Origin of the sequence: Vibrio tarriae, from assembly GCF_002216685.1 — a bacterium.
In the GTDB taxonomy this organism is placed as follows: Bacteria; Pseudomonadota; Gammaproteobacteria; order Enterobacterales; family Vibrionaceae; genus Vibrio; species Vibrio tarriae.
In genome coordinates this window covers 2101106-2121252 of sequence record NZ_CP022353.1, presented here as the reverse complement: position 1 = coordinate 2121252, position 20147 = coordinate 2101106, and the positions used below count along the sequence as shown (strand labels likewise).

Below are 20147 nucleotides of genomic sequence, written 5' to 3'. Positions count from 1 at the left end.
TTGCTCTGGCTAATTACTCTTCGTGCTCTTCCATGGCGCGGCGTAAGAAGCCGTCCGACTGCGAGAGTTTCGCGGTCGCTTGCTCATAGTTCATGCCGGTCAGATGCATCAAAATCGCCAGTTTCGCGTTGTTGTGGCTCTCTTTGAGTAGTGCTTCGGCTTCTTCGCGTTGGCAATCGGTCGCTTGCATGACAATTCGCACCGCTCGGGCAATCAGCTTGCGGTTGGTGGCTCGGACATCGACCATCAGATTTTGATAGCTTTTACCAAGACGGATCATGCTCGCAGTCGTGAGCATATTGAGCACCAACTTCTGCGCTGTACCGGATTTAAGTCGGGTTGACCCGGTTAGCGCTTCCGGCCCAACGACGGGAGAAATGGCAATCTGGGCGATTTCGGCAATCGGAGAATCAGGGTTGCACGAGAGTGCGATGGTGGTCGCGCCTAGATCATTAGCGTACTCTAACGCGCCAATCACATAAGGTGTGCGGCCACTCGCCGCAATCCCGACTAGCACATCTTTGCTGCTAAAGTCGATTTGCTGTAAATCATGTGCGCCGAGAGTGGCGTTATCTTCCGCCCCTTCTTGTGCGGTAAACATTGCCTCTTTGCCTCCGGCAATCAGGCCAATCACCATTTGATCGCTCACTCCGAAAGTGGGTGGGCATTCTGAGGCATCCAGCACACCCAGACGACCGCTGGTACCTGCCCCTAAGTAGATCAAGCGGCCACCTTGTTTGAAGGCGGCAGTGATTTTATCAACCGCTTGGGCAATCTGCGGCAATACCGCTTCCACCGCCAGTGGCACTTGTTTGTCTTGTTGATTAAGCCGCTCGACAATCTCTTGCGACGAGAGCAAATCAATATCCATCGTATCGGGGTTACGACCTTCGGAAACCAGATGAGAAAGCGCGGCGATAAGTGCATCGTTGGTCATAAAAATTCCTGTAGCGATTAATCGGGGTAGTAAATCACGCCAAGACTCGTAAGACGTGATGCGCCCGTCACGGCGGGCAAATTACTGGGTAAACCGTGTATACGCTGTTGTGCCAGCCAAGCGAAAGCCATGGCTTCCATATTATCGCCATCCACGCCCATTTGGGTGGTCGGGGCAACTTGCCAGCTTGGCAGCAAGGCTTGTAAGCGTTCCATGAGTAAAGGATTTTGCGCACCGCCGCCACACACTAAAAGCTGCGGTTGTGGCCCTTCGGCGAACGGTGTGACTTGCTCAACAATGGTTTGCGCGGTGAATTCACACAAGGTGCGTTGCACATCGGTGGCATCAACCGAAAACGTGGCGAGCTGCGTTTCTAACCAAGGCAGATTAAACAGCTCGCGGCCTGTGCTTTTGGGGGCTGGCAGAGCAAAGTAATGGTCTTGTTTTAAATGGCTAAGTAATGCGGCATTCACGCTGCCTTGTTTGGCCCACAGGGCATCTTTATCGTAAGGCTGGTTATGTTCTTTTTGGCACCAGCTATCCATCAGCATATTACCGGGGCCGGTGTCATAGCCCACCACTTCACCATTGGGCTTGAGCACCGAAATATTGGCAATCCCCCCGATATTGAGCACGACCACGGTCGATTGCTCAGCATGAAAAATCGTGCGATGAAACGCGGGAACTAACGGTGCGCCTTGCCCACCGAGCGCGACATCTTTGCGCCGAAAATCGGCGACAGTCGTAATGCCTGTGCGCGCCGCGATAATGTTGGCATCGCCAATTTGCATCGTAAAAGGTTTGGTGCCGGTAGGCTGATGGAACACGGTTTGTCCATGACAGCCGATCGCACGGATGTGCTCGGCGCGATAGCCACTGTGCTGCAAAAGTGCCAGCACAGCATCACTGAACAAATGACCCAGATCGTGCTCCAATTCACCCATCGCAATCAAGGTGGTTGGCTGGCCAATGCAGACATTGAGCAGCCGCTGCTTGAGGTCGGCAGGCATAGGGTAGTCGTGGTGAGCCAGCAGTTCGATGTTATCGTCTTGCAGCGCCACTAAAGCGGTATCCACACCATCCAAACTGGTTCCCGACATCACACCGATATAGAGTTCGCGTTCTGCCATTTGGTTATCCCTCTGTCATATTCAAACAAAGGCATTGTAATTGAAAAATAAACTGAATAACCTCGTGGCTTGTGACAATTTTGCCAATTTTTTCAAGGAGCAAGCATGGGACCGCTTTGGTTGGATGTGGCCGGTTACGAACTGAGTGCCGAAGATCGTGAAATTCTGCAGCACCCGACAGTGGGTGGTGTGATTCTGTTTGGTCGCAACTATCACGATAACCAGCAATTGCTGGCGCTTAATAAAGCGATCCGCCAAGCGGCGAAAAGACCGATTTTGATTGGTGTCGATCAAGAAGGTGGCCGTGTGCAGCGTTTCCGTGAAGGCTTTTCTCGCATTCCCCCTGCGCAGTATTACGCGCGTGCTCAGAATAGCGTTGATCTCGCTGAACAAGGCGGTTGGTTGATGGCGGCAGAGCTGATTGCACACGATGTCGATTTAAGTTTTGCGCCCGTGCTTGATATGGGCTTTGCCTGTAAAGCGATTGGCAACCGCGCTTTTGGTGAAGATGTTCAAACTGTACTTAAGCACAGCAGTGCTTTTCTGCGCGGCATGAAAGCCGTCGGCATGGCGACCACCGGTAAACATTTCCCTGGTCATGGCGCGGTGATTGCCGACTCGCATTTAGAAACCCCTTACGATGAACGGGAGACGATTGCGCAAGACATGGCGATTTTCCGTGCGCAAATTGAGGCGGGAGTGCTGGATGCTATGATGCCAGCCCATGTGGTGTATCCGCATTATGATGCCCAACCTGCGAGCGGTTCGAGCTACTGGTTAAAGCATGTGTTACGTGAAGAACTCGGCTTTAAAGGCATCGTGTTCTCTGATGATTTGAGTATGGAAGGCGCTGCCGTGATGGGCGGGCCAGTTGAGCGATCTCATCAAGCCTTGGTCGCGGGTTGTGACATGATTTTGATGTGTAACAAGCGTGAAGCGGCAGTCGAAGTGCTGGATAACCTTCCGATCATGGAAGTGCCGCAAGCTGAAGCACTGCTGAAAAAACAGCAACTTAGCTACAGTGAGCTGAAGCGCTCAGAGCGTTGGCAGCAAGCGTCAGCCAATATGCAGCGCTTAATCGAGCAGTTCTCCGAATAGTTTTGCTCATAGAAGTGGGGCTGGGATCAATAAAATCCCAGCATCTCTTTCAGCTCTTTAAGATAACGGCGGCTGACTGGAACCTTGTGACCCGTATGGGTAATCATTTCCGCTAGCCCGTTTTCTAACAGTTTAATTTCGCGGATCGCTTTCAAATTCACCAAGTACTGGCGATGACAGCGCACTAACGCGGTTTTCTCTTCCAACACCTTCAAGGTCAATTGACTGGTCGCTTTTTGCTGCGCAGTCTGCACATTGACGCCACTGATGTCACTGTAGGCAAATTCCACTTCATGAATCGGCAGTAGCACAATTCGGTTTAAACCCGTGCAAGGGAGCTGATCTAGGCTCGGTTGCGTCAGTGGTGAGTAGTCACTTTTCTTATGTTGGCGCAGCAAACGCTGCACGGTTTTGGCTAAACGTTCGGTATCCACGGGTTTGAGTAGGTAATCAAACGCGTTATCTTCAAACGCTTGCAGCGCATATTGATCGTAGGCGGTAACAAACACCACCTCAGGCATGGTCTCTGGGTCAAGCATACTCAGCAGCTCAATGCCCGAAATTTGCGGCATCTGAATATCCAAAAACACCACATCCGGCTTGAGTTGATTGACTTTTTTCAACCCTTCAATTGCATTGCTGGCTTGGCCTATGACTTCAATCTGGCCGCTTTCCGTCAAGAGTTCCGCGAGTTCTTCGCGGGCAAAGCGTTCATCGTCAATGACTAATGCAGTTAACATGTTAATCCCTTAGTAAGTGCCTTGCTGTGGAATGACAAAGCTCATTCGCGTGTACTCTTGCGGCGCTACTTCAATCTGTAGCCCTGATTGTGTACCAAATTTATTGGTGAGACGTTTCTGAACAATTTGCATCCCTAAACCATCGTAATCTTCACTCGGTGGTTGATAGAGCCCGGCGTTGTCTTCCACCACGACGCGCATTCCCCCTTCAACCATTTCACTGTAAATGCGCACTTTGCCAGCTTCGAGTAGGTTAGAGGTGCCGTGTTTGATGGCATTTTCCACCAAAGGCTGCAAAGTGAAGCTGGGGACATTACGTTCTAGCAGGGCATCATCAATCTCAATTTCCACATCGAGCCTGTCACTAAAGCGCGCTTTTTCAATAGTGAGGTAAGCGTTCACGTGGGCAAGCTCTTCACGCAAAGTGACGGTTTCGACGTTCTGTTTGAGGTTACTGCGGAAAAATTGCGACAGATGCAAAATCAGCTCGCGGGCTTTATCTGGCTCACGGCGGATCACCGCACTGATGGTGTTGAGTGCGTTAAACAGAAAATGCGGATTAACCTGCGCTTGCAGGAGTTTGATTTCCGCTCGCGAGAGCAGGATTTGTTTTTGCTGATATTCGCCATACAAAATTTGGCTGGATAGCAGTTGGGCGATGCCCTGTGCCATTGACATATTGATGGTGGAAAAGAGCTTACGTTTTGGCTCGTAGAGCTTGATGGTGCCGATCACTCGATCGCCAGCTCGCAACGGAATGATTAACGCAGACCCCAGTTTGCAGGTCGGAGACAAAGAACATTGATAAGGATGCTCTTTGCCATCGAGATAGATGATGGCGTTGCGATTAATCGCATCGAGCGTGCTTTGCGAGCTGATCGGTGTATTCGGTTTATGGTGATCATCGCCAATCCCGACAAAGGCGAGAATCTTTTCGCGATCGGTGATCGAGACCGCGCCGACATTGGTCTGTTCATACACGATTCGGGCAATTTTGTTGGCATTTTCTGGGTTAAAACCGGCAGCAAGGATACCAACAGAACGCTCGGCAATATTCAGAGCGCGGCGTGAAAACGTCGCGGAATACTCTTCAAAAATGGTTTTGCGATCGAGCAAGATGCTCATAAACAGTGCGGCACCGACTGAGTTAGCAATGATCATTGGCGCGGCGATGGTGGAAACCAGCGCGTAAGACTGCTCAAACGGTTTAGCCACGACCAAGATGATCAGCATCTGCACAATTTCGGCAAATAAGGTCACCGCAAAGACAATACTTGGGCTAAACAGTAATTTCCCTTTGCCTTTGCGCAGCAAATAGGTGTGTAGCAAGCCGCCAATTAAACCTTCAGCGGTGGTGGAAATTGCGCAGGCGAGATCGGTAAATCCTCCTAAGGTATAGCGGTGTAAGCCTCCGGTGAGGCCAACCGCAAAACCAATCACAGGTCCACCAAACAGACCCCCCATTACAGCGCCGATGGCACGTGTATTGGCAATCGCATCATTGATCTGTAGGCCAAAGTAGGTGCCCATAATGCAAAACAGCGAAAATAGAACATAAACACTGATTTTGTGGTCAAACCGACCAGAAATGTTAAGTAAAGGAATGAAGATCGGCGTTTTACTCAACATATAGGCGAGAACAAGGTAAACACACATCTGTTGCAGTAATGAGAGGATGAGATCCATAACCAGTCCATCGTCTGAGCGGAAAAACGGCTTATTTTAAGATACTCAAAGCGAACAAAACACGCTTTATTCCCCAGTTTGTGTGCCAAGTGTCATTAAATGAGATGTGTAATTTTTAATTTACATTAAATGTTGGTTTAAATTTACACTTGCATTGTTTTTAAAGCCTGCTAACGTGTTTTCTGTTTAAGTTTCCAGCTCACCTTGTTAGGTGTGTAAATAATAAATTACAGGTGATGAGATGAAAAAAAGTGAATTGAGCGATGTAAATATCAGTGACGAACAGATATTGATCACCCCTGATGCCTTAAAAGCCAAGATTCCGCTCAGTGACAAGGCGCGTAAATTTATTCGTGAGTCGCGTCAGACGGTGGCGGACATTATCCACAAACGCGATCCTCGTTTGCTGATCGTCTGTGGTCCTTGCTCAATTCATGATGTGGATGCGGCGAAAGAGTACGCCAAAAAACTCAAAGCACTCTCGGCGCAGCTGAGCGACCAGCTCTACATCGTAATGCGCGTGTACTTTGAAAAACCGCGTACTACGGTCGGTTGGAAAGGGCTGATTAACGATCCGCATCTTGATGGCAGTTTTGATATCGAACACGGTCTGCATGTTGGGCGTCAACTCTTGGTCGATTTGGCCGAAATGGAAATCCCACTGGCAACCGAAGCGTTGGACCCGATTAGCCCACAATACTTGGCAGATACTTTTAGTTGGGCGGCGATTGGTGCGCGCACCACGGAATCACAAACTCACCGCGAGATGGCAAGTGGCCTTTCCATGCCAATTGGCTTTAAAAATGGCACGGATGGTAACTTGGCAACGGCAATTAATGCGATGCAGGCCGCCTCCTCCAGCCACCGCTTTATGGGAATTAACCGCGAAGGACAAGTGGCACTGCTCACGACACAAGGCAACCCGAATGGGCATGTGATTTTGCGTGGTGGCAAACAGACCAACTACGATTCGGTTTCTGTCGCGGAATGTGAAGAAGAGATGCAAAAAGCGCGTTTGGAACCCTCTTTGATGGTGGATTGCAGCCATGCGAACTCACGTAAAGACTACCGCCGTCAGCCATTGGTGGCAGAAGATGTGATTCATCAAATCCGTGAAGGCAATCGCTCGATCATTGGCCTGATGATTGAAAGCCATCTCAATGAAGGAAATCAGTCTTCGGATCTGCCTCGTGAAAAGATGCAATACGGAGTCTCGATCACTGACGGCTGTATAAATTGGTCAACGACTGAGGCATTATTACGTCGTGCGCATCAGGAACTTATTCCCTTTTTGCACAATCGTTTGCAAGGATAACAAGGATAGAACATGGCCGTAGAGTTGAATCAGTTACGCGACCAAATCGATGAAGTCGATAAGCAGATGGTGGAGTTATTGGCTCGCCGTCTGGCATTGGTGGAGCAGGTCGGGCAAGTGAAAAGTCGATATGGGTTACCGATTTATGCCCCCGATCGTGAAGCGGCAATGCTCGCTTCACGTCGAGCGGAAGCGGAAAGCAAAGGTGTTCCGCCCCAACTGATTGAAGATATTTTGCGCCGAACTATGCGTGAATCCTACGCCAGTGAAAAGGACTCCGGCTTTAAATGCCTTAATCCTGAGTTACGTTCCGTGGTGATCATCGGTGGTAACGGTCAGCTTGGGCGACTATTTGGCCGTATGTTTAAACTCTCTGGCTATCAAGTCAAAGTGCTGGGTAGCCAAGATTGGGACAAAGCAGATGAACTGCTCAGTGATGCTGGCTTAGTGGTGGTCACGGTACCTATCCATTTGACGCTTGGTGTCATTGAAAAGCTGCGCCAGTTGCCGGACGATTGCATTTTGTGCGATCTCACCTCAATCAAAGCCAAGCCGCTTGCCGCCATGCTACAAGTGCACGAAGGTCCAGTGGTTGGGCTGCACCCTATGTTTGGCCCAGACGTTCCCAGCTTGGCGAAGCAGGTGATTGTTTACTGTGATGGTCGAGGCAATGAACACTACCAATGGCTCTTGCAACAGTTTGCTATTTGGGGCGCAAGTTTATGCCAGATTGATGCGGCTGAACATGATCGTGGTATGACACTGATCCAAGCACTGCGCCACTTCACTTCCTTTGCTTATGGCTTGCATCTGACCAAAGAGAACCCGAACTTGGCACAACTGCTGAAACTCAGTTCACCGATTTACCGTTTAGAGCTTGCCATGGTCGGACGGCTATTTGGGCAAGATCCCCATCTGTACGGCGATATTATTCTCTCATCACCAGAAAATATTGAGATGATACAGCGTTTTCATCGCTGCTTAAGCGAGGCAGTTGAGTTGGTGAGTGCGAGCGATAAGGCGAGTTTTGTGGCTCAATTTGAACGAGTTAGCCAGTGGTTTGGTGATTATTCACAGCAGTTTATGCATGAGAGCCAAAACTTACTCAAACAAGCGAATGATGCGATCCACAGAGGTTAACGCATCATTCGCCTCTCACCGTCACTCTCACTGTCAATAACATCCCAAGTCCATTTGGGCTTGGGATTACTCATGCAGTCCTAAATCAGAAAGATGCTCTAAGTCTCGATGCAGTAAGCTGTCATCGCCCACATTCAACTCCACTAAGCGGCGTAGATGCGCAATGCTTTCAATATCAATATGGCTGATCGCCATTCGAATGATCCGCTCTTGGATGCTGATGACTTTTGCGCTGAGTGATATGGTTACATCGCTTTCTGGTAGGCTAAAAACCACATCCACTAAAGCGTGAGTATCTAAATCCGGCTCATCTTCTGACCAGAGCAGCAAACCGTGCAGCGATAGATCCTGAATGCAAGTCGACAGTTGTTTATCGCCTTGGCTTAGGGTGGCTGGCGCTTGATACAGGATGCGTGAAAAGCGACGTTTTTCGATCATGGCGTTCTCTCTGACAAAGACGACGTATAGATAGGACAAGCATAGCAAAGGGTACATTAAATCACCGGATGTATGCTGAAATAAGCTTACTCAATCACAAACTCGGTTTATGTCGAGCAAAAGAAAAGGCCGCATGGCGACCTTTTCTGAATGTGATACCTGACGGTATTTTATTTGGTAATGCGCTTGTACTTAATACGGTGAGGCTCTGCTGCTTGCGCGCCCAGAGTCTGTTTCAGCCACTCCATGTACTCGGTGTAGTTACCTTCGTAGAAGTTCACTTTACCTTCATCACGATAATCTAGGATGTGGGTGGCAATACGGTCTAGGAACCAACGGTCATGCGAGATCACCATGGCACAGCCGGGGAATTCTAGCAGCGCTTCTTCCAGAGCACGCAGCGTTTCGACGTCCAGATCGTTGGTAGGTTCGTCGAGTAACAGCACGTTGCCGCCCGCTTTAAGCAGTTTGGCCAAGTGGACACGGTTACGCTCACCACCAGACAGCTCGCCAATCACTTTTTGCTGATCGACGCCTTTGAAGTTAAAGCGTGAACAGTAAGCACGAGCTGGGATTTCAAAGTTGTTGATGCGAATGATATCCGCACCTTCAGAAATCTCTTGGAATACGGTGTGCTTGTCGTTCATGCTGTCACGGAACTGATCCACCGATGCCAGTTTCACGGTATCACCCAGTTCGATCGTGCCTGAATCTGGCTGTTCAACACCGCTCAGCATTTTGAATAGGGTTGATTTACCCGCACCGTTCGGGCCGATGATGCCGACAATAGCACCTTTTGGCATGCTGAAAGAAAGATCATCAATCAGAACACGACCATCGAATGATTTGGTGAGGTTTTTCACTTCAATCACTTTGTCACCTAGGCGCTCACCAGGCGGGATGAACAGCTCGTTGGTTTCGTTACGTTTTTGGTGCTCAGTATTTTGCAGCTCTTCAAAACGTGCCATACGCGCTTTCGATTTAGCCTGACGACCTTTTGGATTCTGACGAACCCATTCCAGCTCTTTCTCAATGGTTTTTTGGCGCGCTTTCTCTTGAGACGCTTCTTGCTTCAGACGAGCATCTTTTTGCTCTAGCCATGAAGTGTAGTTACCTTGCCATGGAATACCTTCACCACGGTCAAGTTCCAGAATCCAGCCTGCCGCGTTATCGAGGAAGTAACGGTCATGGGTAATCGCGACCACAGTCCCTGCGTAATCGACTAAGAAACGCTCCAGCCAAGCGACTGATTCGGCATCCAAGTGGTTGGTGGGTTCGTCGAGCAGCAGCATGTCTGGATTTTCCAGCAGCAGACGACAGATCGCCACACGACGACGCTCACCACCAGAGAGGTATTTCACCTGCGCATCCCACTCCGGTAGGCGCAGTGCATCGGCGGCACGCTCTAGAGCATTATCTAGGTTGTGGCCATTTTTCGCTTGGATCAGCGCTTCCAGTTCACCCTGTTCTTTAGCCAGAGCATCAAAGTCTGCATCAGGCTCAGCGTACGCGGCATAAACTTCATCAAGACGCTTAAGCGCGTAAGCCACATCCGCAACGGCTTCTTCGACAACTTCACGTACGGTTTTACTCTCATCCAACTTAGGCTCTTGGGGCAGATAACCCACTTTCAAACCGGGTTGTGGACGAGCTTCACCGTCGATGTCTTTGTCAATGCCTGCCATGATACGCAGCAGGGTCGATTTACCCGCACCGTTAAGGCCCAGAACACCAATTTTGGCACCCGGGAAGAAACTCAAGGAGATATCTTTCAGAATTTGACGCTTGGGTGGCACAATCTTGCTCACCCGAGACATGGTATATACGTATTCAGCCATTGCCGATCGTTCCTAATCTTTCAAACGGAATAAAGTCGCCATTCTATACCAAAGCAAGACTTTTTGTTACTAGAGCACCCGCATTTCAGCCTGTGTAAAAAATTCTTAATCGCTTTCTTATCTAATGAGAGTGGAGCGCGAACTCTTTGCACTCAACCAATACAATTACCCTTGATTCACCAAGGTGTTAATGATGAATAAGTCGATTAATATTCAAAGATTTTATTTCATCGTTCGCGATAGTGGGAAATTCAATAAAATGTTGCATTATTTGCGTTAAGTTTACTTCACTTGCCTTTACATTTATGGCGAGATTACGCGTAATAATTTGTTATCACACTGATTTTAAGGATGAGATCTCATGACGCGCCTGAGGGTATTTAAGCCGCGTAGCCTTGTTTCGATCTTGATGTTCACCACGGTATGGGCAGTGGGCTCTGCTAGCGCGAGTGCTTTGGATTTAGAGGCGCAGAGAGCTCAATACGATAAAGCACAGCGTTGGCTGGATGAAAAGAATATTCAACAATATCAACGTATTCGTAAGCAGATCGATAGCTACCCCTTGACCCCTTATCTTGATTATCGCGCTTTTCTTATCGATCTCGGCAGTAAGCCGCCGATCGCAGTACGCCATTTTATCGATAGTCATAAAGAGTACCCTTTTTCAGCTCGGATCGCCGCACCCTATTTAGACGCTTTAGCGCGCAGCAAAAAATGGTCGGCATTGCTGCAATTTCAAACTCAACTGCCCAATGGCGAAACTTACCAATGCCATTACTACAACGCCAAACTGCAAACCGGAAAGCGTAATGAGGCGTTTGAAGGTGCGAAAAAGATGTGGCTTAACGGTGCCAGTATCGCCGATGCTTGTGATCCGTTATTTGCCGAGTGGGATCGCGTTGGGGGCTTGAGTGACGATTGGGTTTTAAAACGGGCTTTACTCGCTTTTGAAGGTCGTAACCGTAACCTCATCGTCTATCTACAGAAGAAGCTGGATGGCAAAAAATCACAAGCGAAAGCGCAAGGCATGCTTGAGCTATTTGATAAACCTGAGCGAGTGTTAGCTTACAGCCGTAAAGCATCGCAAGATCCGATTAATCAAAAGTTAGCAGAGTTGGCGTTACAAAAGTGGGCAAGATCAGAGCCTCAAGAAGCGCAAGCTGTCTTCAATGATGTCGCGAAAGCCCAAGGCTGGAATCAAGAGCAGAAAGGGCGAGTAGCTCGTTTTATTGCAATCCGTTTGATGGATACTGAAGAGGCTGCGATTGCTAAATGGCGTGATGAGGTGACTCGCACTAGCCAAGATGTGCGTTTGATTGAAGCGCGTATTCGACTAGCACTGCGTGAGAATGATTGGCGTGGTTTGAGTCAATGGATTGCGGTGTTACCAGAGCAAGAGCGTAAAACTCTGCGTTGGCAATATTGGCAAGGTCGCAGTGAAATCGCGCTGGGTAAGAAAAAAGAAGGTACCGAGCGCTTAAAAGCTTTGCTTGGACAACGCAGTTTTTACAGCGTAGCGGCAGCCAAAATTTTGCAGCAATCGGTCAATTATCCTACCAGTACAGTAACGCTGGATATGAAGCAGATTAAAGCTCATAAAAAAGCGCTGGCCAGAATTGATGAACTGATTGCCTTGGATAAAGTGCCGGCGGCAAAAAGTGAATGGCGTTGGTTGCTTGATCGAGTTTCTCAGAAAGAAAAAGAGATGTTGGCAGCGTATGCCGCAGATTCAGGTTGGTATCAGATGACCATTGCGGCGACCATTTCCGCCAGCCTTTGGGATAATAATCAACTGCGTTTCCCTGTCGTACATCAAAACTTGTTTACCTTGCATGGTCGAAAAAATGGTGTAGATCCGATCACATTAATGTCTTTAGCCAGACAAGAAAGTGCGCTTAACCCAGATGCGCAATCACCCGTTGGCGCACGGGGCTTAATGCAGATTATGCCGGATACTGCGCGCTACACGGCAAGGAAATACCAATTGATCTACTCCAATCCTGACGAACTCTATCAAGTGGGTAAGAATATTGAGATCGGTAGCCGTTATCTCAGCAGTTTGCTTGAGCGTTATGACCAGAACCGAATCTTGGCTTTTGCTGCCTACAATGCAGGACCAAGTCGGGTCGATAGCTGGTTGAAACGTAGCCAAGGTAAGCTGGATGCGTATGGCTTTATTGAGGCAATCCCCTTTGCTGAAACCCGCGGTTATGTGCAGAACATTTTGATGTTTGAAACCTACTATCGGGATTTGATGGGCGTGCAAGGCCGCTTCTTGAATGAGCATGAGTTAAATACAAAGTATTGATTCCTCAACTTGCTGCACTACAATAAGCCGGTGTATCACTTAACGAGTACAACTATGGTACAGCAACCTTCTTTTAGTGAGTGGCAGCAAGTGTTGGATCTGGTTAAGCAAGCCGTGCAGCAAGAGCAGCACGAAATGCTACTGACCATGTTGATGACGCCGGATGAGCGTGAAGCATTAGTGGCTCGAGTGAATATTGTGCATGAGCTGCTGCAAGGTGAGCTCTCTCAGCGCCAAATAAGCCAAATGCTTGGGGTTGGGATTGCAACCATCACGCGTGGTTCGAATGAGCTCAAGTCACGGAGTGAGGATGAGAAAGCGGCATTAGCTCAACTGCTTATGCCGCCTCCATCCTCAGAAGCCTAATGACATCACTGGCTAAGCCGAGTGTTTATTGAGGAACTCGATGAGTTGAAGTGAATGAGAGCTTCAACTCATACTCACTAAGCTGACGGATAATGTTCTGGATTAATAAAGGGGATCAGAGCGAGAATTAAGGCCTGATGATAAACTGTGCTGCGGGTGAGATGGTGGCGGGTTAAAAGGCCAATGGCTCCGCCTTTTTGTTTAATATTCTCAGTTCCAAATACTTCATCCATCACATCGCCGAGCTCTTTAGCTTGGCGTAAACGCTCTAATACCAGCGGTGGCAACATCAAACAGGCACTGCGTGATTCTCCGCGTTGCTGGTCTGATTCCACAATCATCCACGCAAAGGTTTTGTTCTCTTCGATGCCCGCTTCCAATCCGACATAATACTCTGCACCAGGGTGGCGCTGTTTGGCATTTCGGACTCGGTTGAGGGCTCCTTGCTTGGTTTCCTCGTCACTCATGGGTTGATCGGCGACTTCGCTCGGTACTGATACGCCAATAAATTCCCATTCTTGATCTGGAAATACGGTGCTAAAGGCACTTCTAACGGCATTCACTTTGGCTGGGTTCTGTGAAGCAATAATGATCTTGCGCATAACTCTTCTTTTTATGATTGGAGGCATGAAGCCATGGGGAGATCTCGCTTAGGCTCATTGGATAACCAAAGTAGAAGCCTTGCATGTAATCGCACTCATAATCGGCCAACCATTGATGCATAGTTTCACTCTCAATGCCTTCAGCGGTCACTTTCATGGATTGAGAGTGGCAGAGATCAATCAGTGGACGAATAACATTTTGTTTGTTGGTGGCGATGAGTGTATCCAAAAAATGGCGATCAAACTTAATCTTTTGTACTGGATACTGCACCAACTGAGTAATAGAGGTATAGCCTGAGCCAAAATCATCAATCGTTAACCCATAGCCAAGACGCGAGAGTTCGTGCAGCAATGGGAAGCTTTGCGAATCTGCGGCAAACGTTTCGGTGATTTCAAAATCGATCCATGCAGGGGAGACGCCAAACTGCTCAGCCTGTCGATGGATAAATTGAGCCAATTTCAGCGAATTGAGTTCAGCCGAAGAGAGGTTGATCGACACTTGGATCGGCTCTTTCACTATGGCTTGTAGAGTCGATATCTCTTGAAAAGCTTTTGAAATGACCCAGCGGTCGATCGTGCCAAACAATCCAGTTTGCTCTGCGATTGGAATGAACTCTTCCGGCGACACTTCACCGAGCAATTCAGATTGCCAGCGCAGCAATACTTCGAAGCCCACTAAGCGTTTCCCTGAGCAAGTAAAGTAAGGTTGATAAGCCAAATTGAACTCTTGATCAAATAACCCTAAGCGCAGTGCTCGTTCAATATTATTGCGCCGCTGTACTATTTGATCTAACGCTTGCGAATAGTAAGCGACTTGGTTTTTGCCCGCATTTTTCGCTTGATACATGGCGGTATCGGCATTGAGCAGCAATTTCTCAATGTGTTCGCCATCTTTAGGGAAGGTTGCAATACCAATGCTGGCAGTAATGGGAAAATGGCTAAGTGGTGAGTTGTCTTTATTTTGGATCGGTGCCAACAAGCGTTGAGCAAAGATCTTCGCACAATCATTAAACCGTTTGGGGGAGACGAGCAAAATAGCAAACTCATCACCAGATAAACGGGCCGCAATACTGTAGGTGTTATGGCTGGCCTCAAAATTTTTACATAACTGGCGAACGTGGGTCGCGAAGCTGACCAGTAGGGAATCACCGATTTGGTGACCATACTTATCATTAACGTACTTGAAGTTATCTAAGTCGATATACATGACCCAGATATGCTGAGTATCGTAACAACGTGATAGCAGCAGATCGGCTTGAACTTGAAATTGATAGCGGTTAGCCAGCTTGGTGAGGTGATCGTTTTCCGCAAGTGCTTTCGTGCGTTGATAGGTTGAATGAAGTTCGCTGTACATGGCGTAAAAACGCGAGGAAAGCCGCCCAATTTCATCGTCAGTATTGAGTTTTTCAATGTTCTTACGTTGGTTGTTTTCCACCTCTTCAAGCTGTTTATCCAAATGCAGGATCGGATTGATCACATGGCGATAGAGAAGGAGCAGTAGCATGAGTACCGTCACCAGTGCCGAAACGCCAAAAGAGAGTAAAAGTTCGCGCTGAATGGAGTGAAGCTGGGCGTTAATCAGTTTCGGTGCAGGGTCGAGTATGGCGTAAAAGCCCGGTTGTAATTCAACCGATTGCAATAAGCCCGTGCGGTAACTTGGAGGTGAGTGCGTAAAAAATATCGGGCTCTGGTTATCAAATTCAATTTTTTTACGCAGTTGGCTGAACTGCTCAAGCACCACATACACCACCACAAAAAACACGTCTTGGCGGTTATAACTGAGCGGCGTTGAGAGTGTCTGAGTATCCAGCATATCGTAGCGAACCAAAATATCTTCACCCGCTGAGTTGACGGTGTAGCTGATATCAGAGTTTTTGTGTGTGGATGCAAAACGCTGTTTGATGTACGCCATCACCTTAGGGTCAAGCTCGGCAAATGGATCGGAGCTATTTTCTGCATAATAAAGCAGCTCTTCATGGCCATTGAGGATCGATAACGATACGAGCTGTTTTTCATTCGGCTGCAAAATTTGCAGGGTTTCACGTAAGTTATCCACCAGTTCTAGTTCGCGGTAAGGATTTTTTTCTAAAGAGAAGTAGTGGCGGATGATGTCACTTTTGGCCAGCGTGAAGGCATAACTGCTGACGAGCGACTGAGCTTGTCGATAGTGGCTGGCTAACTTTTCAATATTCAACTGCAGGTAACTGTCGGTTCTTTTTAGCAGCGCATTTTTCTGACTGGTATAAATGATGTAGCTTGATGCGGCTGCACTGAGCAGGATCACAGGTGCAATCAGTAACAGAATTCTATGGTTTAGCTTCATATTGGTAAGTCACACTGCTGATGATTTTGGCACGCAGACTGAGGTTTTTCGCCGAGAGTTCGCTGTCGATTATCCCTTCCGCCAATCGCTGCTCTGGGAGATAAATCGAGAGATCTTCTCGGTGCTCTACAGGGAGCAAAGCGCGTGCTTTGTAGTTTGGGCTTGCAGCTCGAATATATTCGGCATTGATTGCGGCAATGTCAGGTTTCATCAAGAAATCCAAAAATGCTTTGGCCTGCACTGTGTTGGGAGAAACGCTATTTACGGCCATACAATCAACCCACAAATAAGGGCGGCCTTCTGGAACGCTAAAGTCCCAGTCTTGAGTATTGAAGAAGCGGTTCAGTGAATAGTGATCGCCACTGTAAGAGACCGCCATATGTAGATTGTCGGTTTGAGGGTGGCTGCGTACATAGCTCAATACATACTCATAGGTCAGGATATGGGGATTGGCGGCGTCTAAAAGACGATACGCTTGTCTTAGTGTGTCGATAGAATCGGTAATGGGAGAGGCGTTGAGCATGTACAGTGCAGGCAGTAGTGTTTCGACACTGTCTTTAAGCATACCCACTCGTCCACGATGCGCCGGAGCGATATCGACGACCTCACTCCACTGCGTTGGAGGTTTATCAAACAAGCTTTTGCGATAGGCAATGCCGACTGAGCCCCAGAAATAAGGTACCGCATGGGTGCCACAAGCTTGTAGCCACATAGGGTCATTATTCGCACGATTGGGAAGGGCGGTCAGATCCTCAAAAACATTTTGCCTTGAGAAAATGAACGCGGAGACGTTATCCAACACCATGATATCAAAGGGCAGTTGTACGCTTTTGAGCATTAATAAACTGCGTTCATCATCATTATCGAAATGGTAGAGATTAACGGAGACGCCGGTTTTTTTATGCCATGCCTCAACTACGCTTGGTGCAATCGTATCTTCCCAAAGGTAGACATTCAGTTCCAAAGCGCTGGCTTGATAACAGACAGTATTCAATACCATCAGCGACAGAAAGCGTTTGATCATTTGTGAATACGATACCCATTCGTTACAAAAATTGGTCACGATCCGACAAATAACCTAATAGCGTAAAAGCCAATATTTTGGCTACGCTGACAGCCTGGATCACCTAACTCTATGTATAATTTGGTCGCATTATAATCAGGGCGGGTGAAGCTGTCAGCTTAAAAGGTTCAATTTATTGACGCTAAATGAATTTCACCTGAGTGGGTTTGACGTTTTCACTAGGGTAGCAGCCAAGCACTTTAAGGTGTCGAGTCAGTTGAGTGAGTTCTGTCAACGCTTGCTGCATCTCATCGGAGTCAATGTGCGCTTCTAAATCTACGTAGAACATTTCTTCCCACGGATTACCCATAATCGGACGCGATTCCAGCTTAGTCATATTAATGCCGTAACGTTGCAGCACGAGTAAGGTCGAAACCAGCGAGCCCGCCTCTTGTGAAGTTGACATAATCAAGGTGGTTTTGGCTGGAATTTGTGGTGAAACGTCGACGGGTTTACGAGCCACCACGATAAAGCGAGTGTGATTTTCGGTTTGGTTGGCAATATTACCTTGAATCGGTTGCAGTCCGTACAGTTTTCCGCTGGCTGAGTTGCCAATCGCTGCTACATCCGCACGATTGAGCTCTTGCACTTTTTTCATGGCATCTGCAGTACTGGCGCAACTTTCTAACTTGACCCCTTTTAAGCGACTAAGAAATTCGCTGCACTGCTGGTGAGGTTGTGGATGGGAATAGAGGACTTTCAGCGCCTCCAAACGAATCTCTTGCGTGGCCACCAAGCAATGCTCTATTGGCTGCGTTAACTCACCCACTATGTACAGTGTGGTGTGCTGCAGCAAATCGTAAACTTCGTTGATGGAGCCTGAGCTGGTGTTTTCAATCGGTAGCACACCATAATCCGCGTGGCCGGATTCCACGGTTCTTGCCACCTCTTTAAAATGGTCGCAGTTGAGCTCAATCAGCTCTGTATTTTTGCGGCTGAAATACTCGCGAGTCGCCAGATGTGAATAAGAGCCTTTAGCGCCTAAAAAGGCGACTCTAGCCAATGGTTTACGACTTTGTGGATTCGCAAGGTTTTGCAGATAGGATTGCTGAAGCAAAACCGAATCTTCAATGATGGTGTGGAAAATTTTGGTGATGTATTGAGGATCGAGCTGATATTTCTCTTTGCCAGCATTGATGAGTTTTACCAGTAGCTGCTGTTCACGAGCCGGATCACGTACAGGTTTCGCGGTTTCGACTTTGCTTTTGGCGACCTCAATACTCATTTTGCGTCGTTCTGACAACAGGTTTAGCAGTTGATCGTCGAGTTCGTTTAGCCGTAAGCGAATATCGTCGAGTGAGTATTGTTTGTCTGTCATAAAGTTATCCTTATAAAAAAAGCCCCCTTAAGAGGAGGCTTTCTGTTCGTTTTTGACTTGTCTTTGAACAACGAGCGAGCCTCCAAACATTATTGGAGAAAAAAGAAGTCAAAAAAGTACAGGAAATGAGGTGTCATCAATGCATATTTATCCAAGTAAGTCACCACACAATAAGCAAGCCCCTAGAGAGCGTCAAGCAAAAAAATAGCGCCCTAAGGCGCTATCTCCCATCATTCTATTTATTCCACTTCTTCGCTCAGTTCCGTTTTATCCGCTCGGCGAGCTTCTGGTTTGTGGCGTAGTTTATTCAATTGTCGTTCGAGTTTTTGCTCTACCTCGTTAATGGCGGCATACAAATCTTCGTGAATTGCAGATGCGACTAACTGACCGCGTGGAATGCTAACGACTGCTTCAAATTTTTTCTGTTTGTTGGGCTCTTCGCTGAAGCTGGCTTGGCAGCCAATAATGTCGACTTGCCATTTTTCTAATTTTTTGAGTTTACCCTCGATATGATTGCGGATTGCAGAGGTGACTTCGATGTTTTTACCAGTGATGTTGATTTTCATAATGCTTTTTCCTCTGTGTCATCCCTTATGGGTTGAGTTCAGATTAGCGCGCTATCGCGGAAATAATGTGATTTATATCACCTTATCTTGAGGGTTTTTCTTGATGTGAAATAAACGTGATCTATCGCAAAGCTTGTGCTGAAGAGGTAAAGAAAAAGCTTGTTATCTCTTATAAAACCGCTAGATTCAGGTAAGTAGAGACTAAAAATTTCCGATTTTTTAGCGCTTTGTTTCGACCTAAAAAAGCTTAATGGATAAAAAGTCACCATGTTGCTTTTGTGATAAAAGTCACTTTTGTGATGTGGCGTCTAAGAGAAACATCGCTACGCCAAATCAATAACAAATCAAAACAAAAAGAGCCACAATTGCTGTGGCTCTTTTTGTTGGTGAGTTCTAGCGCCTTATAAAGGGTTAAGCTGCATTAACTGCTTAGTTCGCTCTACCGCGTCGGTTAAACCAAGCTGCTGATAAGCCTCGAGTTGGATTTCTAAGGATTTACGTGCCGCTTCGGTATCTGGATAGGTTTTTTGTAACTCTTGAGTGCGATTAATCGCCGCAATCCATGCTTCACGGCGCAGGTAGAAATCTGCGGTCGCTAAATCGTATTCCGCTAAACGGTTCTTGAGCGCAAACATTCGACGCTGCGCATCTTCTGCGTATGGGCTGTTTGGGTAACGCTGGAGTAGCTTCTTAAAATCCGCAAAGGCTGCTTTCACGGGTTCAGGATCGCGGTCACGGCGATCGATATTAAACAAGTCATGCATGAAGTTGCGATCTTGCGCCATGTGCGTTAAACCGCGCATGTAGAGTACCCAATCCATTTTTTCATGGGTTGGATTAAGGCGTGTAAAACGTTCGATGGTCGCGAGGCCAAGGGCCAGATCATCATTTTTGTAGTAGGCATAAATCAGATCGAGCTGTACTTGCTCTGAATAAGCACCAAATGGATAGCGTGAATCGAGTGCCTCTAGTTTTTCGATAGCGGTTAACCACGTTCCGCTTTGTAGAGCGGTTTGCGCTTCAGAGTACAGCTGTGATGGCGGTACATCTGGCACCACATCTGGGCTGCTAGAGCAACCAAATAACAGGGATAACGCGAGTAGGCCTGATAAAGTCTGGTATTTCATGTCAGGGTGGAGTTCCTTGCAAATCTTGCTTTTCAATAGGTGCGTAAACCGCGCGCAAATCGTTTCGTTACTTTCTTGGCAGTAACAGATACAATGTCGGCGTATTTTTCCATACTAGTGACTATTAGTCTCACGGTTTTTTTAAAAAGTTC

General features: G+C 47.6%; 17 protein-coding genes and 1 other annotated feature. Of the genes, 5 read left to right on the top strand and 12 right to left on the bottom strand.

Annotated features, from left to right (window positions below):
- Positions 1 to 13 precede the first annotated feature (13 nt).
- Both murQ and CEQ48_RS15415 read right to left on the bottom strand, forming a co-directional pair.
- Positions 14 to 937, bottom strand: coding sequence for an N-acetylmuramic acid 6-phosphate etherase (murQ, locus tag CEQ48_RS15420; RefSeq protein ID WP_000180252.1), 924 nt, complete (start codon positions 935 to 937; stop codon positions 14 to 16).
- 17 nt (positions 938 to 954) lie between these two features.
- Entirely contained in the window at positions 955 to 2067 is a 1113-nt protein-coding gene (locus CEQ48_RS15415; protein WP_089071849.1) for an anhydro-N-acetylmuramic acid kinase, read from the bottom strand.
- 105 nt (positions 2068 to 2172) lie between these two features.
- Here CEQ48_RS15415 and nagZ point away from each other — a divergent pair, with 105 nt between their 5' ends.
- Positions 2173 to 3165: a beta-N-acetylhexosaminidase gene (gene nagZ / locus CEQ48_RS15410; RefSeq protein WP_089071848.1), complete on the top strand. Its 993-nt coding sequence runs from the start codon at positions 2173 to 2175 to the stop codon at positions 3163 to 3165.
- A 26-nt stretch (positions 3166 to 3191) separates the two neighbouring features.
- Here nagZ and btsR read toward each other — a convergent pair whose 3' ends face one another.
- Positions 3192 to 3905 carry a two-component system response regulator BtsR gene (gene btsR, locus CEQ48_RS15405; protein WP_089071847.1) on the bottom strand — a complete coding sequence of 238 codons (714 nt, stop codon included), beginning with the start codon at positions 3903 to 3905 and terminating at the stop codon, positions 3192 to 3194.
- 9 nt (positions 3906 to 3914) lie between these two features.
- Positions 3915 to 5591, bottom strand: a complete 1677-nt coding sequence (locus tag CEQ48_RS15400) for a sensor histidine kinase (protein WP_089071846.1) — start codon at positions 5589 to 5591, stop codon at positions 3915 to 3917.
- 241 nt (positions 5592 to 5832) lie between these two features.
- Between CEQ48_RS15400 and CEQ48_RS15395 the strand changes: the two genes are divergently transcribed.
- The gene (locus CEQ48_RS15395) at positions 5833 to 6906 is read left to right on the top strand and encodes a 3-deoxy-7-phosphoheptulonate synthase (protein WP_000747931.1); all 1074 of its coding nucleotides are present in this window, start codon (positions 5833 to 5835) and stop codon (positions 6904 to 6906) included.
- 12 nt (positions 6907 to 6918) lie between these two features.
- Entirely contained in the window at positions 6919 to 8046 is a 1128-nt protein-coding gene (tyrA, locus tag CEQ48_RS15390; RefSeq protein ID WP_089071845.1) for a bifunctional chorismate mutase/prephenate dehydrogenase, read from the top strand.
- A gap of 66 nt (positions 8047 to 8112) precedes the next feature.
- On the opposite strand, the gene CEQ48_RS15385 is transcribed toward tyrA, so the two are convergent.
- Positions 8113 to 8484 carry a PilZ domain-containing protein gene (locus CEQ48_RS15385; RefSeq protein WP_000570784.1) on the bottom strand — a complete coding sequence of 124 codons (372 nt, stop codon included), beginning with the start codon at positions 8482 to 8484 and terminating at the stop codon, positions 8113 to 8115.
- A 170-nt stretch (positions 8485 to 8654) separates the two neighbouring features.
- Positions 8655 to 10322 carry an energy-dependent translational throttle protein EttA gene (gene ettA, locus CEQ48_RS15380; RefSeq protein ID WP_089071844.1) on the bottom strand — a complete coding sequence of 556 codons (1668 nt, stop codon included), beginning with the start codon at positions 10320 to 10322 and terminating at the stop codon, positions 8655 to 8657.
- A 361-nt stretch (positions 10323 to 10683) separates the two neighbouring features.
- Between ettA and sltY the strand changes: the two genes are divergently transcribed.
- Positions 10684 to 12630: a murein transglycosylase gene (gene sltY, locus CEQ48_RS15375; RefSeq protein WP_089071843.1), complete on the top strand. Its 1947-nt coding sequence runs from the start codon at positions 10684 to 10686 to the stop codon at positions 12628 to 12630.
- 54 nt (positions 12631 to 12684) lie between these two features.
- Complete coding sequence (gene trpR / locus CEQ48_RS15370) at positions 12685 to 12996, top strand: trp operon repressor (RefSeq protein ID WP_000250616.1); 312 nt, start codon at positions 12685 to 12687, stop codon at positions 12994 to 12996.
- Between the two features lie 77 nt (positions 12997 to 13073).
- On the opposite strand, the gene yjjX is transcribed toward trpR, so the two are convergent.
- The 6 genes from yjjX to CEQ48_RS15340 form a co-directional block, all read right to left on the bottom strand.
- A complete protein-coding gene (gene yjjX, locus CEQ48_RS15365) occupies positions 13074 to 13559 on the bottom strand; it encodes an inosine/xanthosine triphosphatase (protein WP_001911251.1) in 486 nt (161 codons plus the stop codon).
- Complete coding sequence (gene mbaA / locus CEQ48_RS15360; RefSeq protein ID WP_069504401.1) at positions 13546 to 15921, bottom strand: biofilm architecture maintenance protein MbaA; 2376 nt, start codon at positions 15919 to 15921, stop codon at positions 13546 to 13548. Before mbaA ends, yjjX begins: the two co-directional genes overlap by 14 nt.
- Positions 15905 to 16945: a polyamine ABC transporter substrate-binding protein gene (locus CEQ48_RS15355; RefSeq protein WP_000595744.1), complete on the bottom strand. Its 1041-nt coding sequence runs from the start codon at positions 16943 to 16945 to the stop codon at positions 15905 to 15907. Before CEQ48_RS15355 ends, mbaA begins: the two co-directional genes overlap by 17 nt.
- A 181-nt stretch (positions 16946 to 17126) precedes the next feature.
- Positions 17127 to 18302: a prephenate dehydratase gene (pheA, locus tag CEQ48_RS15350; protein ID WP_089071842.1), complete on the bottom strand. Its 1176-nt coding sequence runs from the start codon at positions 18300 to 18302 to the stop codon at positions 17127 to 17129.
- A 12-nt stretch (positions 18303 to 18314) separates the two neighbouring features.
- Positions 18315 to 18437, bottom strand: a sequence feature (Phe leader region).
- Between the two features lie 104 nt (positions 18438 to 18541).
- Entirely contained in the window at positions 18542 to 18868 is a 327-nt protein-coding gene (hpf, locus tag CEQ48_RS15345; protein WP_000700176.1) for a ribosome hibernation-promoting factor, HPF/YfiA family, read from the bottom strand.
- Positions 18869 to 19269: 401 nt separating this feature from the next.
- Complete coding sequence (locus tag CEQ48_RS15340; protein WP_089071841.1) at positions 19270 to 19995, bottom strand: outer membrane protein assembly factor BamD; 726 nt, start codon at positions 19993 to 19995, stop codon at positions 19270 to 19272.
- Between the last annotated feature and the right edge of the window lie 152 nt (positions 19996 to 20147).